Raw genomic sequence first — 24,011 nt, 5'->3', positions numbered from 1 at the left:
GCATCACAGGCAGTACAACCAGGAAGAGATACGAACTTTGAGCAGCCACTACGACGTTCTTGGAGTCTCACCCGAAGCGACGGGCGAAGAGATCAAGAAGGCCTACCGAAAGCTTGCGCGCACTTTGCACCCGGACGTGAACCCCGGTGAGGATGCCTCGGACCGCTTCAAGGCTGTCACGCACGCCTATGAAGTGCTGTCCGATCCGCAGAAGCGCCGCGTCTACGACACCACCGGCAACGAGAACGGCACCGATAACGGTTTTGGCGGCGCCGGCTACTCGGGACAGGGCTTCGCCTTCCAGGACATCTTCGACACCTTCTTCGGTGCGGGCGGCTCATCCGGACCTGCCTCGCGTGTCCGCCGGGGGCAGGATGCCCTCATCAGCGTCCGCATCGACCTCCGCGACGCCGTCTTCGGCGTCAACAAGAAGCTCGAAGTGGACACTGCCGTAACGTGCCCCACCTGCGAGGGTTCCTGCTGCCAGCCCGGGACCCACCCCGTGCGCTGTGACATCTGCGGGGGCAGCGGCCAGGTCCAGCGGGCCGTCCGTTCCATCCTGGGCCAGGTCATGACGGCGGCGCCCTGCGGCTCCTGCGAAGGCTTCGGAACCGTCATCAAGGATCCCTGCAATGAATGCAACGGGCAGGGCCGCATCCGCAGCCGGCGTTCGCTGACGGTCAAGGTCCCTGCCGGCGTTGCCACCGGAACCCGGATCCAGCTTGGCGGCCAGGGCGAAGCCGGCCCTGCCGGCGGACCCTCCGGCGACCTGTATGTGGAGATCCGGGTCAACAATGACGCGACGTACGTACGCGACGGCGATGACCTTCACGCGACCCTGCACATCCCGATGACTGCCGCAGCCCTTGGCACCGAACTCAGCCTCGACACCTTCGACGGCCAGCAGGAAATCGACGTCAAGGCGGGCACCCAGTCCGGTGAGGTCATCACCCTTCGCGGGCTCGGCGTCACCCACCTCCGGGGCTACGGCCGCGGCGATCTGAAAGTGCACCTGCAGGTCGAGACCCCGGCCAAGCTTGATGCCGCGCAGGAAGACCTGCTGCGGCAGCTCGCGAAACTCCGTGGCGAGCAGTACACCGAAGGGAAACTCTCCGCCAGCGGCGGTGTCTTCGCCAAGCTGCGGGACCGGCTCGGTAACCTGTAGCGGTGAGCAACCCTGTCTTTTTCGCAACCCCGGGAGCCCTGGACCACCAGGTTCCCGGTTCGCACTTTGTCCTCGAGGGCGCAGAGGCGAGGCACGCGGTCACCGTCAAGCGGATTGCCGTGGGGGAATCCGTTGACATCGCCGACGGCGCCGGCAAAAGGCTCACCGGCACGGTCGCCGCCGTTGGCCAAGGTGAACTGACGGTGGAGTGTTCAGTCCTCGACACGGAGGAGCGCCCGGACCTCCGCCTGGTCCTGGTCCAGGCACTGGCCAAAGGGGACCGGGACGAACTCGCCGCAGAAACCGCCACCGAACTGGGGATCGACGCGATCATCCCGTGGCAGTCCGAACGCTCCATCGTCCGGTGGAAAGGCGAACGGGCCGCGAAGGCCCACGCCAAATGGCAGTCCGTGGTGACCGCAGCCGCCAAACAGGCGCGGCGGGCTTGGATTCCTGAAGTCCGTGCCGCCGTCGACGGTGCCGGACTTCAGGCCGCAGTCTCCGCCGCGGACCTGGCCATCATCCTCCATGAGGATGCCGTGCGTCCGCTGCGGAGCGTGCTCGAGGCGTGGTGCGAGAACAACGCCGGGGCACCGGAGCCGGGGCCGCGCGAAATCCTGCTGATTGTGGGGCCCGAAGGGGGCATCAGTCCGCGGGAGGTTACCAGGCTGTGCGGGGCCGGTGCCGTGACGGCGCTCCTTGGCCACCATGTACTGAGGTCATCCACGGCAGGACCGGCCGCCACGGTGCTCGCCAGCGACATCCTGGGTCGCTGGTAGCCCCGCTAGGAAACCTTGAAACCGCGGGAGTCCACGTTCAGTTCCCGGTCGGGGTTCCCCGGGTCGACCTGGAATACCCGGATCTCATAATTTCCCGGCGCCAGGTTGACATTCATCGAGAAAAGTCCGGACTGTGCCTGGTCTGCCGAGGCAGTGACTTCGCCGCCCAAATAGGCGGTCTTGTCGCTGCTGCCGTCGACTTTCAGGATTTTCCACCGAAGTTTGCCCCCGGGCAGCGTGCTCCGTCCGCTGATCTTGACGCTGCCGTCGGGGACGCCCACACCTTCCTGGGGATCGATGATCCAGACCGGGGCCACCATGCCTGCCCCGCGCGGAGTGGGACTGCCCAGCCGAACGTGGTTGAAGGCGAGGTAATCGGTGTGCCCGTCAACCAGGATGACCACCTGGATTTGCTGGCCCGAGTCCACCAGCCCTGAGCTCGCTCCCGCGGCCGTTGCCGTGTAGACCAGCTGCTGGATGGCCCGCTTGGCCATGTCCTCGTCGAGGTTGCTGTTGAAGGCATCCGGTGAGACGTCCACCGTGATGACGTTCTTGCCGGAGATCGACGTTGCCAGCTTCTTCGGGTTTTGCCACGGGGTAAAGAAGTCGGGATCCAGCGGCTTGTCCGACATCATGGAGCGCAGGGCCCTGGTGACAGGGTTTTCCTGCTCCGGGACATCCCGGAATTCGCGGTACAGGTAGACGTTCTCGTTGCTGCGGCCGATCCAGTACACGGGTGCCTTGTTGGAAGCCTGCGTGGTTTCCAGTGGGGCACTCGTGCTGGGAACGCCCGCGGTGGCGGATCCGGTGACTGTCTGGGGGGTGCTGGCAGCGGTGTTCAAGGACGGCTGGGGAGTGGCGACGCAGGAGGACAGCACCATGGCAGCGGGCAGCACAAACAGGAGCACTGCGGAACGTGTCCGCCCGCCTCCTGCTGTCTGCCGGCGTCGTGGTTTCCTGGTCTCCATGGTGATCCCGGTACCTGCCCTGTCCTGATAAACGTTGCCGATGAAGTGGTTCAAGACGGGCGAAAGCCCGCGATGGATTCCAGCATTACATAGAGTCCCAGGCGCCCTGCGGCGTTTGCGGACGGATTGCCGAACTGCAACGGGAACGATACGAGGCCGATACGAAGTTGATACCTAATGACGGGAATCTGCAACGAAGCGGTCGCGGCCAAACGCCCGGCAGCCACGCCCCGCGGCCCCCGGACGGCTTACTGGCGTAAGATATAAGGACTCGGCCGCGCACGGAGTCCGACGCTGAAGCAGCGGGAGCGAAGTGATCGGCCAGAGAAACAATTTTCCTAACTGGAGGGGACCAGAGGCCCGCAGGCCGGCACCATGACTGAAGCAACAAACGGAAGGCCCCGGTTCAGCGCCGGTGAGCGCACCACAGGTGAATTTCCCCACAGTCTTCCCGGTGTCCGGACGGAGGTGGTCATCTTCGACAACTCCGAACAGATGGTTCAGTCCCTCGGCAGTCACGACGAGGCCCTCCGTTTTATCGAAGAACAGTTTCCTGCCGTGGATTTCCATGTCCGCGGCAATGAACTGGCCATCAGCGGCCCCGCGGCCGACGTTCCCAGGATCATGCGCCTGCTCCACGAAGTAAGGGGACTCGTTGACCGGGGCACGGTCATTACACCGGCAGTGCTCCAGCAGCTCGCGGCCCTGCTCCGGAGCCAGTCGCTCCAAAATCCGGTTGAGGTGTTGACATACAACATCCTGTCGAGCCGTGGCAAGACAATCCGGCCGAAGACGCTGAACCAGAAGAACTATGTGGACGCCATTGACGCGAACACGGTGATCTTTGGAATCGGACCGGCAGGCACCGGCAAAACCTTCCTTGCCATGGCAAAGGCCGTCCAGGCCCTGCAGCAGAAGGAAGTCAGCCGCATCATCCTCACCAGGCCGGCGGTGGAAGCCGGCGAACGGCTGGGCTTCCTGCCCGGGACGCTCAGCGACAAGATCGATCCGTACCTGCGTCCGCTCTACGACGCGCTCCACGACATGATGGACCCGGAGTCCATCCCGCGGCTGATGGCGGCGGGCACCATTGAAGTGGCCCCGCTCGCATACATGCGCGGCCGAACCCTCAACGACGCGTTCATCATCCTGGATGAAGCCCAGAACACCACGCCGGAGCAGATGAAGATGTTCCTGACACGGCTCGGGTTTGGCTCCAAAATGGTGGTCACCGGCGACGTCACGCAGGTGGACCTGCCGTTTGGCACCCGTTCCGGGCTCCGGATCGTGGAGGAGATTCTCCAAGGCATTGACGACGTCAACTTCAGCGTGCTGGATTCCTCGGACGTAGTGCGCCACCGCCTCGTCGGCGACATTGTCAACGCTTACGGTATTTGGGACGAGGCACAAAGGAACCGGGTGAAGCATTCCGTGCCCCGGGAGAAGCGGGGAGAGCACGCATGAGCATCGAAGTAAACAACGAATCGGGCGTCCAGGTGGATGAAGCCGAGTTGGTTGCCCTGGCCCGGTATGTGTTCGAACGCCTGTACATCCACCCCCAGGCTGAGCTTTCCATCCTGCTCGTGGACGAACCCGCCATGGAAAAGCTGCACCTCGAGCTCATGGATGAGCCCGGGGCCACCGATGTCCTGTCCGTTCCCATGGACGAACTGACTCCGGGTACGCCGGACAAGCCGACACCGCAGGGCATGCTCGGCGATATTGCCGTTTGCCCGCAGGTGGCGGAAGTCCAGGCCCGGAACGCGGGACATTCCACCCAGGACGAGATGCTGCTGCTCACCACGCACGGAATCCTGCACCTCCTTGGTTACGACCACGCCGACCCCGAAGAAAAAGAAGAGATGTTCGGCCTGCAGCGGGAACTGCTTGAGGGCTTCACCGGCAAAGAAGCCCCGTCAGAGACGATGCAGTGACCCCACTGATCCTCGTTGGCATGGCGGTAGTCTTCCTGAGTTTCGCCGCCCTGCTGACAGCGGCCGAGTCCGCCTTTAATTTCCTGCCCCGCCACGACGCCGAAGAAGCTGTTCTTCGCAGCGACGGGCAGGCCCTCAAACGCATCCTGGACCAGCCGATGGCGCACATGCGCTCCCTGAGGTTCTGGCGCATCTGGTTCGAAATGGCCTCGGCCGTGGCGGTCGCTGTCCTTTTGCACAGCCTGTGGGACAGTGTCTGGCTCGCCGGGCTGGCTGCCACCGGGATCATGGCCCTCGTAGGCTTCGTGATCGTAGGCGTTTCGCCGCGGCAACTGGGCCGGGCACATGCCGGAGCCGTCGCCCGGTCCACGGCGCCGGTCATCCGCTTCCTGTGCTGGGTCCTAGGTCCCATCCCCGGCTGGCTAGTCGCACTGGGCAGCGTCGTGGCGCCGGGCGGACGCGGCGTGGACGAGGCCTCGTTCAGTGAAGAGGAATTCCGCGAGCTCGTGGACCGCGCGACCGAATCGGACATGATCGAGGACAACGAGGCCGAACTGATCCAGTCCGTCTTCGACTTCGGTGACACTCTGGTTCGCGCGGTGATGGTGCCCCGGACGGACATCCTGAGCATCGACGCCGGCTCGAGCCTGCACCGGGCCATGTCCCTGTTCCTGCGGTCAGGCTACTCGCGGATCCCGGTCATCCGGGACAACACCGACCAGATCCTGGGCATTGTCTACCTCAAGGATGTAGCTGCGGCGCTGCACAGCCTCCGCCCGGGGGAGGAACCCCCCATCGTGGATGAACTTGCCCGCGAAGTGCGCTACGTGCCGGAGTCCAAACAGGTCAGCGACCTTCTGCGCGAACTGCAGAAGGAATCCACGCACGTCGCGATCGTGATCGACGAATACGGCGGAACGGCCGGCCTGGTCACCCTCGAAGACCTGATCGAGGAGATCGTCGGCGAGATCGTGGATGAGTATGACACCGAGAGCGCCGAGGCCGTTGCGCTGGGTGACGGCAGTTACCGCGTGAGCGCACGGATGGGCATCGACGACCTCGGTGAGCTTTTTGATGTGGAACTCGACGACGACGAAGTGGATACCGTCGGCGGCCTGCTGGCCAAGGCCCTGGGCAGGGTTCCCATCGTCGGCAGCACCGTCGAAGTGGACGGGATCTCGCTGCGGGCAGACCGCCTGGAAGGCCGCCGCAACAGGGTCAGCCACATCATCGCGGCGCCCGTTGCAAAGGGCGCTGTTCCAGAACAAACTGACCTTGAAGACCTACTCGACGAGGCCGAAACAACGCAACAGGGAGTTCCACGTGAGCAAGCAGAATAAAGCGGACGGCGAGGCCTTTGGCGGCTTCCGTGCCGGATTTTCGATCCTTGTGGGCAGGCCGAACGCCGGTAAGTCCACCCTGACGAACGCCCTGGTGGGCAAGAAGGTGGCCATCACCTCGGCCAAGCCGCAGACCACGCGCCACACCATCCGTGGAATCGTCCACCGGGACGACGCCCAACTGATCCTCGTCGACACTCCCGGCCTGCACCGGCCGCGGACGCTTCTTGGCAAGCGCCTCAACGATCTCGTGGCGGACACGCTTTCGGAAGTGGATGCCATCGGATTCTGCCTTCCGGCCAACGAGAAGATCGGCCCCGGCGACCGTTTTATCGCTGCGCAGCTGGCCGCGGTGGGCAAGAAGCCCATCATTGCGATTGTGACCAAGGCCGACCTCGTGGACCGGCAGGCACTGACTGAACAGCTGCTTGCCGTCGCCGCACTGGGACGCGAAGTCCTCGGCGAGGAAGGCTGGAAGGACATCGTTCCGGTGTCGGCCACGGATGGCTTCCAGGTGAGCACGGTTGCCGACGTGCTGATCAGCCACATGCCGCCGTCCCAGCCGCTGTATCCGGACGGGCACCTCACTGACGAGCCCGAGGCCGTCATGGTGGCCGAACTGATCCGTGAAGCCGCACTGGAGGGCGTCCGCGACGAGCTTCCGCACTCCCTCGCCGTCGTGGTTGAGGAGATCGTTCCCCGAGAAGGCCGGCCCGAGGACAGCCCTTTCCTCGACGTCCGGGTCAACCTTTACGTGGAGCGGCCCTCCCAGAAAGCCATCATTATCGGCAAGGGCGGCGCCCGGCTCCGGGAAGTCGGCACCAATGCGCGCAAAGGCATCGAAGCGCTGCTTGGAACGCGGATCTACCTTGACCTGCACGTCAAGGTGGCCAAGGACTGGCAACGGGACCCGAAGCAGCTGGTCAAGCTCGGTTTCTAGCCTGCACCGCTATTCGCGGCAGCCTCCCGGTCCACCGCAGACCGGCCGCCGCGCGGCTGCCGCAGGCATGCCCGGCTGTGGCAGCACGACGGCGGCCTCCGGGCATCGGGCGTTTTCCCAGTCTCGGCCACTAAAATGGACCGAACCCGTTTTATAGAGGAAGGTAACACCACGTGGTGCGACGCCGAGACACTCCCGGACAAGGCATTGGTTCGCCAGCGTCCGACGCCGCCGCCCGGCATTCTGACAACAAGGCCATGGGCCCGGCCCGGCACCTCGGCGCCATGCGGGGCAAACCCGCCTGGTTCAAAGTGGCCAGCGCGATTGTGGCCCTGCTCCTCGTTGGCGGTCTGGCTTTCGCCGCCTTCTGGGTAATCCGGTTGCAGCTGAACATCAACAAGGCACCCTTGGGTGCCGGCAGCAGCCGCACCGAAGATCCCGTCAACGATTCCAAGGACCGGATGCAGATCCTGATCCTGGGCTCAGACACCCGCGACGGCAAGAATTCGGAGTACGGCACCGCCGAAGATTCAACGGGGTACGGCCAGTCCGACGTCATGATGATGATGGACATCTCTGCCGACAACAAGCGGGTCAGCGTCATCAGCTTCCCCCGCGACCTGCTGGTGGACATTCCGGAATGCACGGACCAGAAGACCAAGCAGGTGTACCCCGCCCAGAGCGGAGTGATGATCAACGAAGCCATGAAGCAGGCCGGAATCGGCTGCGCGGTCGATACGGTGAACAAGATCACCGGCCTGGAAGTCGACCACTTCATGATGGCGGATTTCAACGCGGTGAAGGAGCTCTCCAACGCCGTGGGCGGCGTGGAAGTCTGCATCAGCGACGCCGTCTATGACCCCGACTCCCGCCTGCGGCTCCCCGCCGGAACCTCGCAGGTGCAGGGCGAGCAGGCACTGGCGTACCTGCGGACCAGGCATGCGTTCGCGGACGGCGGCGACCTGGGCCGCATCAAGGCGCAGCAGGGCTTCCTTTCCTCCCTCACCCGCAAGATCAAGGATGACGGCACGCTGTCCGATCCCCAGAAGATGCTCAAGATTGCCGACGTCGTGACACAGAACCTCACGGTGGACGATGGATTGGCTTCCGTCCCGTCACTGCTGACCATCGGCAACCGGCTCAAGAACATTGACATCAGCAAGGTGGCGTTCGTTGCCGTTCCCACCACGGCGGCGCCCAGCGATCCCAACCGGCTCACCGTTGCCGAGCCGGCCGCATCGCAGCTTTTCGCGGCATTGCGCAAGGACGTTGACCTGACGGACCCGACGGCCCCGCCGAGCCCCAGCGCGGCACCGACCGAGTCAGCACCCGCCCCCTCGCCGTCGACGCCAACTGCAACCCCGCCGCCGGCCTACGACAAGGCGCTGCAGCCGGTGACCGTCGCGAACGGTACAGGCGTTCCGGCGCGGACCCAGGAAATCACCCAGGCAATTATCGCCGGCGGCTTCACCCAGGTGGCTCCGCTGGTGGCGCAGTCTGTCTCGAAGACGTCGGTCTATTACGGACCCGGCTTCGAGGATGTGGCGGCCGACGTCGCGGCGCTGCTTGAAATTCCCGCCACGCAGGTCCTCCCCGCCACCGGGGTCAGCGGCGTGCAGGTCTACCTCGGCACCGACTTCATGTCCGGAACAAAGATGGGCGCCGTGGCGCTTCCCACCGACATCGTCAATCAGACTGCCGGCGACACCGTCTGCCAGCAGGCCAATCCGGAATTGATCACTCAGTAACGGCACGGCGGCGCTGCGTCTGTTCGACGACGTGCGCTGATCAAAGACCTGCGGGGCCGGCCACAAACAGTGGCCGGCCCCGCAGGTCTCTTCGTTACTGCCCGGTCACCAAATGCTGACGCGGTCCTCCAAGGGCAACCACATGCCGTCCTGCTCCGATACGTCGAAGGCTTCATGGAAGGCGTCCAGGTTCTTGGCGATGGCGTTGGTGCGGAACTCATTGGGGGAGTGCGGGTCCGTGGCGAGCCTGCGGATAGCTTCCTCATTCCGGATGACCTGCCGCCAGCCGGCAGCCCAGGACGCGAAGAAACGCTGCTGTCCGGTCAGGCCGTCCAGCACCGGAGGCTCGGCACCGTCGAGGCTGATCAGGTAGGCCTTGTAGGCGATGGTGAGCCCGCCCAGGTCTCCGATGTTTTCCCCGAGGGTGAGCTTGCCGTTGACATGGTGCCCCGGGGCCGCGGTGGGCGACAACGCGTCGAACTGGGCCACCAGCTTGGACGTCAGGGCCTCGAACGCCGTGCGGTCATCCTCGGTCCACCAGTTGCGGAGGGCGCCGCCGCCGTCGAACTGTGAGCCCTGGTCGTCAAAGCCGTGCCCGATCTCGTGTCCGATGACAGCACCGATGCCGCCGTAATTGACGGCGTCGTCGGCGTCGGCCGTGAAGAACGGGGCCTGCAGGATTGCGGCCGGGAACACGATCTCGTTCAGAAGCGGGTGGTAGTACGCGTTGACTGTCTGCGGCGTCATAAGCCATTTGTTCTTGTCAACCGGCTTGCCCACCTCGTCCAGGTGCCGGTCGACGTCGGCATTGTGTGCGCGCTCAACGTTGCCAAGAAGGTCGCTGGGGTCAATCTCCACCGCGGTGTAGTCAATCCACTCATCGGGGTAGCCGATCTTGGCGCGGAATGCCTCGAGCTTTTTGAGGGCTTCGAGTTTCGTGTCCTCACCCATCCAGGCGAGCCCGGTGATGCTCTCCCGGTAGGCCTCGATGAGATTGGCCACGAGGGTCTGCATGCGGGCCTTGTGGGTCTCGGGAAAGTGCCGGGCAACGTAGATCTGGCCGACCGCTTCGCCCAGTGAGGCTTCGACGACGGCGACGCCGCGCTTCCAGCGGTCCTTGTTACGCGGCGTGCCGCTGATGGTGGTGCCGTAGAACGCGAAGTTCGCGTCCACGAATTCGGCCGAGAGATAAGGTGCAGCAGAGCTGAGAACGCGCATGGCCAGCCAATCCTGCCACGCCTCCAGCGGTTCGGTTTCGAGAAGGCCTGCCGCCCCGGCAAAGAAATCAGGGGTGCTGACCACGATTTCCGCGCGCTTTTCGGCAGCAATTCCGGCGGCTTCGAACCATGCGTCCATGAGCGGGAACAGCTCACCGGTCTCTTCGGCGGATTTCAGGTTGTACGTTTTTTGCGGATCGCGCAGGGTCACGTTGTCCCAGTGATGCGACGCAAGGGCGGTCTCCAGCCGGACCACCCGGTCCGCGGCACCCTCCGCGTCCTTGGTTCCCGCGAGGCCGAGCATGGTCCGGACATGGTCCCGGTACGCCGACACCATCGGGGCGAATTTCTCTTCGCGGTAGTACGACTCGTCCGGCAAACCGAGGCCGCCCTGGCCGGTGTAGAGCAGGATCCGGTCCGGGTTGCCCGCGTCGGGGGCCGGGTAGATGTAGAAGAGCCCGGAAACATCGGAACGGAAGAGCCTCCCGGCCAGTTCGATGACGTCCCTGGCTGACTGCGTGGCGAAGGCCGCGGCAAGCCGTTCCCGGATGGGGTCCATGCCTTTGGCCTCCACTGTGGCTTCGTCCATGAAGCTGTTGTAGAGGTCTCCGACCTTCCGTTCGATGCCGCTGCCATCTTCGCCGCGCGCAGCGGCTTCTTCGATGATTTCCCTGACCGCCAGTTCGGACCCGTCCCGCAAAGCCGTGAAGGTTCCTTCGAGGGGGCGGTCGTCCGGGATGGTGGTGCTCTTCAGCCACGCGCCGTTGATGTGCCGGTACAGGTCATCCTGCGGCCGGACGGTGTGGTCGATGTTGGACAGGTCGATCCCCGAGTTTGGCACAAGTGCTCCTTCAGGTGAAGGCTGCCTCCGGCGCTGGCACCGGTGGCAGCGTCTGCATGGTGGACGTTGCTGGAGGTGTTGCTCCTTCATCTTACGCACCCGTGTTAGTGTGAAATGGTGCGCGCAGAACTCCTTCTTCTTAGCTGCCGCGGCGAGGCCTCAGACGCGATCTAGCGCAAGGCCAATCCTCGTCGCGGAGTTTGTGTTGCCCGGCCACCTTTCACATAGGAACCACAGAAAAGGCCCAGATAGTAATGCGAAACGCACAAAAGCCCTCAGGAATGCCCGTCCACCGCTACATCCCGTTCCAGGACCAGATCAAAGTTGAACTGCCGGACCGGACCTGGCCGGACAAGGTCATCACCAAGGCCCCGCGCTGGTGCGCCGTGGACCTCAGGGACGGCAACCAGGCCCTGATCGATCCCATGAGCCCGGCCCGCAAGATGAAGATGTTCGACCTGCTGGTCCGCATGGGCTACAAGGAGATCGAGGTCGGCTTTCCGTCCGCCTCGCAGACTGACTTCGACTTCGTGCGCCAGCTGATTGAGGGCAACCACATTCCGGACGACGTCACTATCCAGGTGCTGACGCAGGCACGCGAGCACCTGATCGAGCGGACCTACGAATCCTTGGTCGGCGCCAAGCAGGCCATCGTCCACCTGTACAACTCCACCTCGGTCCTGCAGCGCCGCGTGGTGTTCAACCAGGACGAGGACGGCATCCTGGACATCGCGCTACAGGGCGCGCGCCTGTGCAAGAAGTACGAGGAAACGCTGGCGGACACGCACATCACCTACGAGTACTCGCCCGAATCCTTTACCGGCACGGAACTCGAATACGCCATCCGCGTCTGCAACGCTGTGGCTGATGTCTTCGAGGCCTCGGCTGACCGCCAGGTCATTATCAACCTGCCGGCAACCGTTGAAATGGCCACACCCAATGTCTACGCCGATTCCATCGAGTGGATGAGCCGCAACCTGCACCCCCGCGAGGGCATCATTCTCTCCCTGCACCCGCACAACGACCGCGGCACCGGTGTAGCTGCCGCCGAGCTGGGCTATCTGGCCGGCGCGGACCGGATCGAAGGATGCCTGTTCGGAAACGGCGAGCGGACCGGCAACGTGGACCTCGTCACGCTGGGCCTGAACATGTTCGTCCAGGGCATCGATCCCATGATCGATTTCTCGGACATCGATGACATCCGCCGGACCGTGGAGTACTGCAACCAGCTGCCGGTTGCGGAGCGTTCCCCGTACGGCGGGGACCTGGTCTTCACCGCGTTCTCCGGTTCGCACCAGGATGCCATCAAGAAAGGCTTCGAAGCGCTCGAAAAGGACGCTGCAGCGGCCGGCAAGGATGTGGCCGACTACACCTGGCAGGTTCCGTACCTGCCGGTTGATCCCAAGGACCTCGGGCGCAGCTACGAAGCCGTCATCCGGGTCAACTCGCAGTCCGGCAAGGGCGGCGTGGCCTACCTGCTGAAGAACGAGCACAGCCTGGACCTGCCGCGCCGGGCCCAGATCGAATTTTCCGGCGTCATCCAGAAGCGGACGGACACTGTTGGCGGCGAAGTCAGCGGCTCCCAGCTTTGGCAGATCTTCCAGGACGAGTACCTGCCCTCCAGCAAGGGGGACGGCCAGTGGGGCCGCTATTCGCTGGGTTCGTTCAGCACGGAAACGGACGACGACGGCACCATGACGCTGCATGCGACCGTCACGGTAGACGGCGTCCAGGTTCGCCGCACCGGCACCGGCAACGGCCCCATCGCGGCGTTGCTGGGCATCCTGGGCCAGGACGGCGTGGACGTCCGCGTGCTGGACTACAGCGAGCACGCACTCTCCGAAGGCGGCAATGCCCGTGCGGCCGCGTACGTTGAGTGCACGGTGGGCGATCGGGTGCTGTGGGGTGTCGGCATTGACTCCAACACCACCACGTCCTCGCTGAAGGCGGTCGTCTCCGCCGTCAACCGTGCAATCCGGGACGCACAAGCCTAGACTGACCGTTCGATCCGCTGAGCTGCTGCGCCCCGGAGCAATCCGGTGGCGCAGCAGCCGCGTTAACCAGAAAGTCAGTGCAAAAATTAACCGTGGCCCAACAATCCTCCTTCTCTGCACGCGCATACCGTGATGATGCCGTGGTGCTGCGTACCCACAAGCTGGGTGAAGCGGACCGGATCATCACGCTCCTGACAAAACACCACGGCCAGGTCCGTGCCGTGGCAAAGGGAGTGCGGCGCACCAGCAGCCGCTTCGGCGCCCGCCTGGAACCGTTCATGGTGGCGGACCTGCAGCTGATTTCCGGCCGGACATTGGACATCGTCACGCAGGCGGTGGCCAAGGGCGCCTACGGCGGCAGCATCGCGGCGGACTACGGCCGCTATACCGTGGCGGCGGCCATGACCGAGACGGCCGAAAAGCTGACAGACGTGGACGGCGAAGCCGGAACCGCGCAATACAACCTCCTGGTCGGGGCGCTTGCCTCGCTGAGCCGCGGCGAGCACACGCCGGAACTTATCCTCGACTCGTATCTCCTGCGTGCCCTGGCAACGGGGGGATGGGCGCCCAGCTTCACGGTGTGCGCCCGCTGCGGTGCGCCGGGGCCGCACACCGCTTTTTCAGCGCCGCTGGGCGGCATGGTGTGCGCCAACTGCCGTCCGCCGGGATCTCCCGCGCCCGCGGCCGAGACGGTCTTCCTGCTCGGGGCACTGTTGACAGGGGACTGGGCGACGGCGGATGCCTCCGTTGCGGTCCACCGGCGTGAGGCTGCCGGTTTGGTGGCCAGCTATCTGCAATGGCATCTTGAACGTGTGCTGAAATCACTTAAACATGTGGAGCGTAGCTGACTGTGGCCCTTGGAAAGAAGAAAACTCCCGTCCGGCAGCGGACCGCGCCGGTGACAGCACCATATCCGCATAGCTCCGGTGCCGTTCCGCCGTCGATTCCTGAGGAATTCATCCCGCAGCATGTGGCGATCGTGATGGACGGCAACGGCCGCTGGGCCAACCAGCGCGGGCTGCCGCGGATCGAAGGGCACAAGGCTGGCGAACCTGCACTGTTGGACGTTGTGGCAGGTGCCATTGAACTGGGCATCAAGTACGTCACGGTGTACGCGTTCTCGACGGAGAACTGGCGGCGCTCCCCGGAGGAAGTCCGCTTCCTGATGGGTTTTAACAAGGATGTGCTACGGCGTCAGCGGAATCAGCTGGACGATTGGGGCGTCCGCATCCGCTGGTCGGGGCGCCGGCCCCGGCTCTGGGGTTCGGTGATCCGCGAGCTGGAAGAGGCAGAGGATTACACCCGGGGCAACAGCACGTGCACGTTGACCATGTGTGTTAATTACGGCGGCCGCGCCGAAATCGCCGATGCGGTGACGGCCATCGCCGAAGACGTGGCGGCAGGCAGGCTTAAGCCGGGCGCCATCACCGAACGGACCATCCAGAAGTACCTGGACGAACCGGACCTGCCCGACGTCGACCTCTTCCTCCGAAGCTCCGGTGAACAGCGGCTCTCCAACTTCATGCTGTGGCAGTCCGCGTATGCCGAGTTCGTTTTCATGGACACGCTCTGGCCGGACGTCGACCGCCGCACGCTATGGGACGCCGTCGAAGTCTACGCCCGGCGGGACCGGCGGTACGGCGGCGCTGTGGATGCGGCCCCGGCAGGGGCTTAGACGGAATGGGAATGCAGCCAGGACACCAGGTCCCGGTACGCCTCCTGGCGTAGTTCGCGGCGTGAGAGGAAGACGTCGTGGATGGCTCCCGGATAACGGAATACCGCCGTCCGGCGTCCCAGGCCGAGGGCACGGCGGGCTGTCTGTTCCACATCGATCACGGCGTCTGCGGACATCAGCTCCTCAGACCACTCGGCCTGGATTTTGGTGCGGTCAGAAAGCATCACCAGGACCGGCGCAGCAATGTCCAGGCGCCGTTCGACGGCTGCATGTCCGGCCAGGACCGCCCGGGTCCAGCCCGCGCGGATGGGGAACGACGCCGTCGGGCGCCACTGCGGATCCAGGAACCACTCGCCGTGGGCCTGGTCGCTGACGCTCTCCCAGTAGCCTGGCATTTCCGGAAAACGGAACGGCCGCCGCGGATCCGTCCGCGCGATCGGCTCCACCAGGTGCATGGCGATGTTTCGGATCAGGCTGCTGCCCTGGAGCTCCAGCCATGGCGCATTCAGCACAAGGCTCCCCAGCGCGCCCGGATTGCGGTCTGCCCACAGCGCGCCGATCAGCCCGCCCAGTGAATGCGCCAGCATGTGGATGGAAGGTTCCCCGGCCTGGCCGGTGCGCTCGGCCATGTCCGTCCTGATCGCATCCATGGCCGCTGCGATGTCTTCGTCATAGACAGCCAGGTCTGTGGTGTAGCCCGGCGTCTGCCAGCTCCGCAGGCTGCGGCCGAATTTCCGCAGGTCCAGCGCATAGAAGTACAGTCCGTGGGCGCCGACGTATTCAGCAAGTTCGGACTGCAGGAAGTAGTCCGCCCAGCCGTGAAGGTAGATGACGGCGACGGGATGCCCGGGATTGTTACCCGCAGGTGAGTCCGGGAACGGCCAGGCCAGCGTTCGGAAGCCCCTGTACCGCAGCGCCGAAAGAAAGCCGGGCGGTCCGGCCGGCGCGGCAGGCACATGGCGGACCAGCGTGGCACACACCGCGCCTTCGTCGTCGTCGGGCAGCGGCAGTGCCAGTGACTCGAATGCTGCACCGAGTTGGTCGGGCTGCCAACGCGGCGCGACCGGGGCCGCAGCCTTCACTCCTGGCCGCCGTCGTCCAGGACGTATCCCCGGATCCAGCGGCTCAGCCGGGCATACGCGTCAGCCCGGACGTGCGCCGGCGAGAGGAAGACATCGTGGAGGGCGCCGTCAATCCGTTCCAGGGTGACCGTTCGGCCCAGGGCCATGGCCCTGATCGCGATCGTGTTCACATCCAGCACGGCGTCGGACTTTCGCATGGCTTCGGTCCAGAACATGCCGTTCTCGCTGGTTTCGGACAGGAGCACCAGGATGGGGATCTCGATCCGCAGTCCACGGGCCACCCGGGAATGCCCGGCCAGGACTGCACTGAGCCAGCCGGCCCGGACGGGAAAAGCGAGGGGCGGCCGGTACTTGTTGTCCAGGTTCCACTCACCCTCGGCTTCGCTGCTGATACTGCGCCAGTAGAAGCCGCGTTCCGGCAGACGCAGGACAGCCTCCGGCCGGTACCGTGCCAGCGGTCCCACCATGGACCGGGTGGCGCGTCGAACCAGGGAATTGCCGTGCATTTCCAGCCACGGGCTGTTCAGCACCAGCTGGGCGACAACCCCCGGATGCCGGCTGACCCACAGGGCTGCGATGAGGCCGCCGGTCGAATGGCCCATCAGGGTCACCGGCACCCCGCCGGCCTGTTCCGGCCAGAGGGAACCGATGATCCCTATTGCCTTGCTGATCTCGGCGTCGTAGTCGTCGAGGTTGGCCACATAGCCGCCGTGGGTATCGGGCTGCAGGCTCCGCCCGTGGTTGTGCATGTCGAGGGCAAAAAACTCGAAGCCCTTGTCTGTCCAGAATCGGGCGAGCTCCACGTTGAAAAAATAATCGCTCCAGCCGTGCAGGAACAGCAAGGCCCGGCGGGGGAGCGGCCGGCGTCCGGGACGGACGGTCCCTGCTTCGCCCTTGGGCGCGTGCCGGACCAGGGTAGCGGTGCGCTCCACCCCGTCGTCGCCCGTGGCCTGGTAGGAACAGGCTTCGAAATCGTCCCCCAGGATATCTGTTTGCCACCTCATTTCATTAGCCTAAACAACGCAGGCCACAGCAGCGAGCAGGCCGGGACGCCTGCAGGATCCGTCACACCGCAGGCGTCACGAGCGCGCCGGTTTGGTCTGCGGAGCCTGAACCGGAAAACTGGTGTCATGCGCGTATATCCCACCTTCTTTCGCCTGGCCTTTTCATGGATGGACGCCGAACGCGCCCACAAGATCGGCTTTCGTGCCATCGGGCTGGCCCACAGCTCCGGGGCGGGCAAAGTGCTCGCGAAGTTCACGGCCCCCGCGCCGTCGCTTCAGACCGAGGCCTTCGGCATCACCTTCCCGTCGCCGTTCGGCCTTGCCGCCGGCTTCGATAAGGAGGGACACGGCATTGAAGCGCTGACCGAACTCGGGTTCGGCCACGTGGAAGTCGGAACCATCACCGGCCAGGCCCAGCCCGGCAACGAAAAGCCCCGCCTCTTCCGCCTCATCGAGGACAAAGCCGTCATCAACCGCATGGGATTCAACAACGACGGCGCCGCCGCCGTCGCCCCCCGGCTCAAGTCCGCGAGGGCTGCCTTGCAGCGCCGCCACCCCGGCGTACGTCCGGTCATCGGCGTCAATATTGGCAAGAGCAAGGTGGTGGAGCTCGATGACGCGGTCAGTGACTATCTCACCAGCGCCCGGAGCCTTGCGCCCGCGGCTGATTACCTTGTGGTCAACGTCAGTTCCCCCAACACGCCGGGGCTCCGCCTCCTCCAGAACGTCGAAACCCTCCGCCCGCTGCTCAAAGCCGTGGCCCAGGAAGCGGACAGTGCCGCCGGCAGGCACGTCCCCCTGCTGGTGAAGATCGCACCCGACCTGACGGACGAGGACATCGACGACGTCGCGAGGCTGGCCCTCGATCTCAAGCTGGACGGGATCATCGCCACCAACACCACGATCAGCCGGGAGGGGCTCACCTCCGACCCGGCAAAAATTCAGGAGTGCGGGGCCGGCGGCCTCTCCGGCGCGCCCCTAAAGGCCAGGTCCCTTGAAGTTCTCAAGCGCCTCAAGGAAGCAACCGGCGGTGCCCTTACCCTGGTGTCGGTTGGCGGCGTGGAAACAGCGAAGGACGTCCAGGACCGGCTCGACGCCGGCGCCACCCTGGTCCAGGGTTACACGGCGTTCCTGTATGAGGGGCCGTTCTGGGCCGCCGGCATCAACCGCCAGCTGGCCAAGCACCCCGCCCGCCGCCAGTCCCGCGCGTAGCCGACACTCCGGCTGCAAGCGCCCGGAAACGACAAAACCCCCGGCAGTCCAGACTGCCGGGGGTTTCTTTGTGGCCTGAGTCAGGCGGGGAATTCTCCGCGCTTGACGAGCGGCTTGGGAAGGCGAAGACGGCGGAACTGGAGGGAACGCATGGAGCCGTACCAGACAGTGCCGCGTTCCACCTCGCCAAATTTCTCCGTGAGGCGCTTCCGCAGCTTGCGGGAAAGGATGAAGACGTCAACGAAAACAGCCAGGAACATGACCCAGAAACCACCGAGCACATAAATCATCGCCTCGCTGGTGGAAGGCACCAGCAGGGAGACAATGACGAACACCAGGGCGCCGAACATCAGGTACTCGCCCAGGCTGAAGCGGGCATCCACGTAATCACGCGCGTAGCGCTTCTGCGGGCCCTTGTCCCGAAGGGGCAGGAACTTTTCGTCACCCGTGTCCAGCGCCTGGCGCATCTTGATCCGCTGCTCCTGCACGGCCGCCCGTTCTGCTGCTTTTGAGGCCTTTCGGTCCTCAGGCACCAGGGGACGCTTCCGCGCCGCTTCCTGTGCCTTGCGCTTGGGCGTGGGCGCGCCCTTGCCGAGGGCAGTGTCCCGGGCCAAGGCCTCGGCTGCCTGCTGGTCAACTACGTCCTGCGCCGTCGGCGCTTCCTTTTTACGTCCAAACACCCCTACAGAATACCTTGCACGCGCAGGCGAAAAGTCATGTGTCACAGGGTTCCGGCAACGGCGGAACAGTGGGGACTGGCGGCCGGTTCCGGAGTGTTTCCTGTGGTCACGGACACAGGTAGGGTTTTGGCCATGACTTCATCACCGGCGGGGACCCCGCAAAAAATCAGCGCAGGATTCGACGGGATCGACGTCGATGCCCTGCGCCGGACCGTACACGAGGCGTTCGACACCACTGTTGGACAGCTGAAGGACCTCGTGAGGCTCCCGGGAATCGCCTGGCCGAGCTTTGATCCCGCCCCGCTGGACCGCAGCGCGGAGGCCGTCGCGGAGCTGGTGCGCGCCGCGGGGATCGAGGACGTCCGGATCCTGCGTTGCAACAAAGAGGACGGCACGCCGGGCGGACCAGCTGTCGTGGCGCGGCGGGCTGCTGCCGAAGGGAAGCCGACCATCCTGCTCTACGCCCACCACGACGTCCAGCCGACCGGGGACCTGGCGCTGTGGGAGACCGAACCATTTACCGCCGTCGAACGCGACGGCCGTCTCTATGGCCGGGGTGCGGCCGATGACAAGGCCGGCATCATGGCCCATATAGCCGCCTACGCCGCTGTCACTGAGGTGTTGGCCGACGAGCTGGGCCTGGGCATGACGTTCTTCTTCGAGGGCGAAGAGGAAGCCGGTTCGCCCACCTTCCGCACGTTCCTGGAAACCCACCGCGAACTGCTGCGTGCCGATGTCATCGTGGTGGCGGACTCCAGCAACTGGAAGGTAGGCATTCCCGCGCTCACCACCAGCCTGCGCGGACTGGTCGACGGGACCATCGAGGTGCAGGTGCTGGAGCACGCCGTCCACTCTGGGATGTTCGGTGGCGCGGTCCTGGATGCTCCGACGCTGCTCTCCCGGCTGATCGCGACCCTGCACGACGACGACGGGAACGTTGCGGTTAAGGGCCTGGTCAGCAGGGACGACGTTTCCGTCAACCTCACGGAAGCGGAATACCGGGCCGACGCGTCCGTGCTGGACGGGGTCCGCCTCGCCGGCAGCGGGACAATCGCCTCCCGGCTGTGGACCAAGCCTGCTTTGTCGATCATCGGCTTCGACGCTCCCGCCGTGGATGTGGCGTCCAACACGCTGCTCCCGCGGGCGCGCGCCAAGTTCAGCATGCGGCTGGCGCCGGGCCAGGACCCGGCCGATGCCATGGAGGCCGTGCGGAACCATGTTGAATCCAATGCGCCGTTCGGCGCGAAGGTGGTGTTCACGCCGGGGGAGAGCGGTAACTCCTTCCTGACCGACACGGGTTCCACCGCCGCCGGGATGGCGATGTGGGCGCTCGGAGAAGCGTGGGGCGTTCCGGCAGTGGAGATGGGGATCGGCGGTTCGATTCCCTTTATTGCCGACCTGACGGAGGTGTACCCGGACGTGCAGATCCTCGTGACCGGTGTCGAGGACCCCGATTCCAGGGCACACAGTGCCAACGAGTCGCTGCACCTGGAGGACTTCCGGAATGCCGTGGTGGCCGAAGCGCTCCTGCTGGCACGGCTCAACCGTGAGGGTCTTGCCTGACGCCGGCCGCGCAGCAGCGGGGATGTTCCCTGGCGGTTACGGAACCGTCAGGGAACATTCAGGGTATGGCCACGGTTACGTCAGGAGTTAGAGCTACACGCAGGATCGACGTAGCATGTAGCTATAGCCCATACCGTTTCCGTAGGGGCGGGCAACGCGCAAGCCGAGTCGCCACCACCGTCGTAAGAAGGTAGGCCAATGAGCACTACAACCAATGAAAACAGCGCCGCAGCCACAGGCACCGCAAGCGAAGAGTTGCCCACGCACGAGGTCAAGCTGACCGACGTCGCTGCCGGCAAGGTCCGCAGCCTCCTGGAGCAGGAAGGCCGCACCGACCTGCGCCTGCGCGTTGCTGTCCAGCCGGGCGGTTGCTCCGGCCTGATTTACCAGCTCTACTTCGACGAGCGGCTGCTTGACGGAGACGCCGTGCGCGACTACGACGGCGTCGAAGTCGTTGTCGATAAGATGAGCGTCCCGTACCTCAGCGGCGCCAGCATCGACTTCGAGGACACCATCTCGAAGCAGGGCTTCACCATCGATAACCCCAATGCCGGCGGCTCCTGCGCCTGCGGTGATTCTTTCCACTAACCCGGCTCTTTTGCCCCATGACAGCTTGCTCTCGGCACCGGTGGAAACCGGTGCCGACGCACGGTGCCGACATGTGAGCGAAAACCCCCGGGGAGCGGTAAGCTCTACATCGAGTAGTAAAACTTTTAGTGTGCCCGGGGAGCCATCTACGGCCCGGGCAACAGCAACAAGTAGGAAGGGCCGTCTGTGAGTTCGCAGAACCGAACCGGCAGCCGACGCAAACAGATCACTACGATCACTGGCTTGGCACTAGCCGGCGCGTTGGCATTGACTGGATGTTCACCAGAGGTACAGAGAGGCTGGTTGCCCACCGAGCGTGGCACCACCAATCACACTGACCGCATCATGGACCTCTGGGTCAACTCATGGATTGCCGCGTTGGTCGTGGGCATCATTACCTGGGGACTCATGGTCTGGTGCATCGTCGCCTACCGTCGCCGCAAGGGCACCCTCGGGTTCCCGCGCCAGACCAGCTTCAACCTTCCCCTTGAGGTCTTTTACCTGACCATCCCGCTCTTCATGGTGCTGGTGTTCTTCTACTTCACCGACCGCGACCAGCAGGCGATCGATGACCGCTCCAAGCCGGCCGACGTCGTTGTGGACGTCCGCGGCAAGCAGTGGGCCTGGGACTTCAACTACAAGCAGGGCGACGTCGTCACCGAAGACGTGCACGAAGCCGGCGTGCAGGCGCACCTGACCGGCGCTGAAGTGGACAAGGAAAAGCTGCCCACCCTGTACCTCCCCGTCAACAAGTCTGTTGACCTGGAGCTGAACTCCCGCGATGTTATCCACTCTTTCTGGGTTCCCGCCTTCCTGCAGAAGCGTGACATGATCCCCGGCAAGACCAACTACATCAGGTTCACCCCCACCAAAGAGGGCACCTATGACGGCAAGTGTGCCGAACTCTGCGGCGAATACCACTCCGAAATGCTGTTCCGCGTGAAGGTTGTCTCCGAATCGGAGTTCCAGGCCCACATGGACCAGCTGCGCCAGGACGGCAACACCGGCCTGCTCGGCGAAGAGTACGACCGCAACCCGAACCTGAACGAAATTAAGTAAGGGGAGCGACGTGGCTACTTACACTCAATCCGCACCTGTCGGGAGCCTTGGGGCGCCCGTTGTACCGAAGTCCAAGGGACGCATCGTCGTCAACTGGATCACTTCGACCGACCACAAGACCATCGGGTACATGTACCTGATCGCGTCCTTCGTGTTCTTCTGCTTCGGCGGCGTCATGGCCCTGCTGATCCGTGCCGAGCTGTTCGAGCCCGGCATGCAGATCCTGCAGACCAAGGAGCAGTACAACCAGCTGTTCACCATGCACGGCACCGTCATGCTGCTGATGTTTGCGACTCCGCTGTTCGCGGGCTTCGCCAACGTGATCATGCCGCTCCAGATCGGTGCACCCGACGTCGCCTTCCCGCGACTGAACGCACTGGCCTTCTGGTTCTTCCTCTTCGGCTCCACGATCGCCGTCTCCGGCTTCATCACCCCGCAGGGTGCCGCGTCGTTCGGCTGGTTCGCGTACGCGCCGCTCTCCAACACGACCTTCAGCCCCGGCGTCGGCGGTGACCTCTGGGTCTTCGGCCTCGCGCTCTCCGGCTTCGGCACCATCCTCGGTGCGGTCAACTTCATCACCACCATCATCTGCATGCGTGCCCCCGGCATGACCATGTGGCGCATGCCGATCTTCACCTGGAACACCCTGGTGACGGCCATCCTGGTCCTGATGGCGTTCCCGCCGCTGGCCGCTGCCCTGTTCGCACTTGGTGCCGACCGCCGCTTCGGTGCACACATCTTCGACCCCGAGAACGGCGGTGCGGTCCTGTGGCAGCACCTGTTCTGGTTCTTCGGCCACCCCGAGGTGTACATCATTGCGCTGCCGTTCTTCGGCATCGTCTCCGAGATCTTTCCGGTCTTCAGCCGCAAGCCGATCTTCGGCTACAAGGGCCTCGTATACGCAACAATCGCCATCGCGGCGCTGTCCGTCACCGTGTGGGCCCACCACATGTATGTGACCGGCTCGGTGCTCCTGCCGTTCTTCTCGTTCATGACCATGCTGATCGCAGTGCCTACCGGCGTGAAATTCTTCAACTGGATCGGCACGATGTGGCGGGGGTCCATCACCTTCGAAACCCCCATGCTCTGGAGCATCGGCTTCCTGGCAACCTTCCTCTTCGGTGGCCTGACGGGCATCATCCTGGCTTCACCGCCGCTTGACTTCCACGTCTCGGATTCCTACTTCGTGGTGGCGCACTTCCACTACGTGGTGTTCGGCACCGTGGTGTTCGCAATGTTCGCCGGCTTCTACTTCTGGTGGCCGAAATGGACCGGCAAGATGCTCAACGAGCGCCTTGGCAAGATCCACTTCTGGCTCCTGTTCCTCGGCTTCCACGGAACCTTCCTGATCCAGCACTGGCTGGGCGTTGAAGGCATGCCGCGCCGCTACGCGGACTACATGCCGCAGGACAACTTCACCTGGATGAACCAGTTCTCCACCATTTCCTCGTTCGTGCTGGGCGCTTCGCTGATCCCGTTCTTCTGGAACGTTTACATCACCTGGCGCAGCAACGAACGGGTAGAGGTGGACGACCCCTGGGGCTTCGGTGCTTCGCTCGAGTGGGCCACCTCGTGCCCGCCGCCGCGGCACAACTTCACCTCGCTGCCCCGCATCCGCTCGGAGCGTCCTGCCTTGGACCTCCACCACCCGGAGCTCGCACAGTCGCACACCGTTGAGTCACCGGCACCGGCAGCAGCCGTGCTTGGCAACGCAGATCAGAAGGACACCGCCAAGTGAAGATCGAATCATGGATTTTTGGAGCCGGAGTCTTCTTCTTCGTGCCGGTCTCCGTGGTGTACGGATTCCTGACCAACTGGACCGAATGGGTCGGCATCCTTGGCGTACTGCTTGTTGGCGGCCTGGCCGGCATGATCGGTGCCTACCTTGGATTCACCGGCAAGCGCGTGGGAATGCGTCCCGAAGACCGTAACGACGCCGAGATCCACGAAGGCGCCGGCGAGCAGGGCCACTTCAGCCCCTGGAGCTGGTGGCCGCTGGTCCTGGGCCTCTCCTGCGCGGGCGGTTTCCTCGGCCTGGCGATCGGTTTCTGGGTCACGTTCATCGCCGGCGGACTGGCAGTCGTCGCCCTCGTTGGCTGGGTCTACGAATACAGCCGCGGCGACCACGCCCACTAGCAAATACAGGCTGAACTGACAACGACGGCGGCCCCACCACTTGGTGGGGCCGCCGTCGTTTTGTCGTCTTGCCCGAGCGGTCGTCC

The 24,011-nt window shown here is 64.4% G+C and carries 21 protein-coding genes; 16 read left to right on the top strand and 5 right to left on the bottom strand.

The features are described 5' to 3' along the window. Positions 1-37: 37 nt before the first annotated feature. Both dnaJ and AC07YR_RS01640 read left to right on the top strand, forming a co-directional pair. On the top strand, positions 38-1,165 hold the full coding sequence (gene dnaJ / locus AC07YR_RS01645; protein WP_028269153.1) for a molecular chaperone DnaJ: 1,128 nt from the start codon (positions 38-40) through the stop codon (positions 1,163-1,165). Between the two features lie 2 nt (positions 1,166-1,167). Continuing rightward, positions 1,168-1,944, top strand: coding sequence for a 16S rRNA (uracil(1498)-N(3))-methyltransferase (locus tag AC07YR_RS01640; RefSeq protein ID WP_055803188.1), 777 nt, complete (start codon positions 1,168-1,170; stop codon positions 1,942-1,944). A 5-nt stretch (positions 1,945-1,949) separates the two neighbouring features. Here AC07YR_RS01640 and AC07YR_RS01635 read toward each other — a convergent pair whose 3' ends face one another. Then, on the bottom strand, positions 1,950-2,912 hold the full coding sequence (locus AC07YR_RS01635; RefSeq protein WP_436059329.1) for a GerMN domain-containing protein: 963 nt from the start codon (positions 2,910-2,912) through the stop codon (positions 1,950-1,952). A 375-nt stretch (positions 2,913-3,287) separates the two neighbouring features. On the opposite strand from AC07YR_RS01635, the gene AC07YR_RS01630 reads away from it, so the two are divergent. The 5 genes from AC07YR_RS01630 (at position 3,288) to AC07YR_RS01610 (ending at position 8,874) form a co-directional block, all read left to right on the top strand. After that, on the top strand, positions 3,288-4,376 hold the full coding sequence (locus tag AC07YR_RS01630) for a PhoH family protein (protein WP_055803185.1): 1,089 nt from the start codon (positions 3,288-3,290) through the stop codon (positions 4,374-4,376). Further along, positions 4,373-4,846, top strand: a complete 474-nt coding sequence (gene ybeY, locus AC07YR_RS01625) for an rRNA maturation RNase YbeY (RefSeq protein ID WP_055803182.1) — start codon at positions 4,373-4,375, stop codon at positions 4,844-4,846. Before AC07YR_RS01630 ends, ybeY begins: the two co-directional genes overlap by 4 nt. Then, entirely contained in the window at positions 4,843-6,186 is a 1,344-nt protein-coding gene (locus AC07YR_RS01620; RefSeq protein ID WP_436057731.1) for a hemolysin family protein, read from the top strand. Before ybeY ends, AC07YR_RS01620 begins: the two co-directional genes overlap by 4 nt. After that, positions 6,170-7,126: a GTPase Era gene (gene era, locus AC07YR_RS01615; protein ID WP_055803178.1), complete on the top strand. Its 957-nt coding sequence runs from the start codon at positions 6,170-6,172 to the stop codon at positions 7,124-7,126. Before AC07YR_RS01620 ends, era begins: the two co-directional genes overlap by 17 nt. Before the next feature lie 173 nt (positions 7,127-7,299). Further along, positions 7,300-8,874, top strand: coding sequence for an LCP family protein (locus AC07YR_RS01610; protein WP_436057730.1), 1,575 nt, complete (start codon positions 7,300-7,302; stop codon positions 8,872-8,874). 105 nt (positions 8,875-8,979) lie between these two features. On the opposite strand, the gene AC07YR_RS01605 is transcribed toward AC07YR_RS01610, so the two are convergent. Beyond that, on the bottom strand, positions 8,980-10,932 hold the full coding sequence (locus AC07YR_RS01605; RefSeq protein WP_436057729.1) for a M13 family metallopeptidase: 1,953 nt from the start codon (positions 10,930-10,932) through the stop codon (positions 8,980-8,982). Positions 10,933-11,186: 254 nt separating this feature from the next. Here AC07YR_RS01605 and leuA point away from each other — a divergent pair, with 254 nt between their 5' ends. The 3 genes from leuA to AC07YR_RS01590 all read left to right on the top strand — a co-directional run bounded on the left by leuA (position 11,187) and on the right by AC07YR_RS01590 (position 14,601). After that, complete coding sequence (leuA, locus tag AC07YR_RS01600; protein WP_436057728.1) at positions 11,187-12,926, top strand: 2-isopropylmalate synthase; 1,740 nt, start codon at positions 11,187-11,189, stop codon at positions 12,924-12,926. A 92-nt stretch (positions 12,927-13,018) separates the two neighbouring features. Continuing rightward, a complete protein-coding gene (recO, locus tag AC07YR_RS01595; protein WP_436057727.1) occupies positions 13,019-13,774 on the top strand; it encodes a DNA repair protein RecO in 756 nt (251 codons plus the stop codon). Between the two features lie 2 nt (positions 13,775-13,776). Then, positions 13,777-14,601, top strand: a complete 825-nt coding sequence (locus AC07YR_RS01590) for an isoprenyl transferase (protein ID WP_494732855.1) — start codon at positions 13,777-13,779, stop codon at positions 14,599-14,601. Here the strand turns inward: AC07YR_RS01590 and AC07YR_RS01585 are convergent. After that, positions 14,598-15,683 carry an alpha/beta hydrolase gene (locus AC07YR_RS01585; protein ID WP_436057725.1) on the bottom strand — a complete coding sequence of 362 codons (1,086 nt, stop codon included), beginning with the start codon at positions 15,681-15,683 and terminating at the stop codon, positions 14,598-14,600. The genes AC07YR_RS01590 and AC07YR_RS01585 overlap by 4 nt on opposite strands. Continuing rightward, positions 15,680-16,687: an alpha/beta hydrolase gene (locus AC07YR_RS01580; RefSeq protein ID WP_494732854.1), complete on the bottom strand. Its 1,008-nt coding sequence runs from the start codon at positions 16,685-16,687 to the stop codon at positions 15,680-15,682. Before AC07YR_RS01580 ends, AC07YR_RS01585 begins: the two co-directional genes overlap by 4 nt. 126 nt (positions 16,688-16,813) lie before the next feature. Here AC07YR_RS01580 and AC07YR_RS01575 point away from each other — a divergent pair, with 126 nt between their 5' ends. Then, complete coding sequence (locus tag AC07YR_RS01575; protein ID WP_436057723.1) at positions 16,814-17,899, top strand: quinone-dependent dihydroorotate dehydrogenase; 1,086 nt, start codon at positions 16,814-16,816, stop codon at positions 17,897-17,899. Positions 17,900-17,979: 80 nt separating this feature from the next. Here AC07YR_RS01575 and AC07YR_RS01570 read toward each other — a convergent pair whose 3' ends face one another. Further along, positions 17,980-18,579, bottom strand: a complete 600-nt coding sequence (locus AC07YR_RS01570) for a DUF3043 domain-containing protein (RefSeq protein WP_055803156.1) — start codon at positions 18,577-18,579, stop codon at positions 17,980-17,982. A gap of 132 nt (positions 18,580-18,711) precedes the next feature. On the opposite strand from AC07YR_RS01570, the gene AC07YR_RS01565 reads away from it, so the two are divergent. The 5 genes from AC07YR_RS01565 to AC07YR_RS01545 all read left to right on the top strand — a co-directional run bounded on the left by AC07YR_RS01565 (position 18,712) and on the right by AC07YR_RS01545 (position 23,925). Beyond that, a complete protein-coding gene (locus tag AC07YR_RS01565; RefSeq protein ID WP_494732853.1) occupies positions 18,712-20,142 on the top strand; it encodes a dipeptidase in 1,431 nt (476 codons plus the stop codon). A 198-nt stretch (positions 20,143-20,340) separates the two neighbouring features. Further along, positions 20,341-20,730, top strand: a complete 390-nt coding sequence (locus tag AC07YR_RS01560) for a HesB/IscA family protein (protein WP_011692062.1) — start codon at positions 20,341-20,343, stop codon at positions 20,728-20,730. A 186-nt stretch (positions 20,731-20,916) separates the two neighbouring features. Next, the gene (ctaC, locus tag AC07YR_RS01555; protein WP_494732852.1) at positions 20,917-21,789 is read left to right on the top strand and encodes an aa3-type cytochrome oxidase subunit II; all 873 of its coding nucleotides are present in this window, start codon (positions 20,917-20,919) and stop codon (positions 21,787-21,789) included. Positions 21,790-21,799: 10 nt separating this feature from the next. After that, positions 21,800-23,527, top strand: coding sequence for an aa3-type cytochrome oxidase subunit I (gene ctaD / locus AC07YR_RS01550; RefSeq protein ID WP_028269171.1), 1,728 nt, complete (start codon positions 21,800-21,802; stop codon positions 23,525-23,527). Next, the gene (locus AC07YR_RS01545) at positions 23,524-23,925 is read left to right on the top strand and encodes a cytochrome c oxidase subunit 4 (RefSeq protein WP_055803147.1); all 402 of its coding nucleotides are present in this window, start codon (positions 23,524-23,526) and stop codon (positions 23,923-23,925) included. The genes ctaD and AC07YR_RS01545 overlap by 4 nt, the downstream gene beginning before the upstream one ends. Positions 23,926-24,011: the final 86 nt, after the last annotated feature.

The organism is Arthrobacter sp. GW460-12-1-14-TSB2, assembly GCF_059423525.1.
This window is presented reverse-complemented; position numbering and strand designations above follow the sequence as displayed.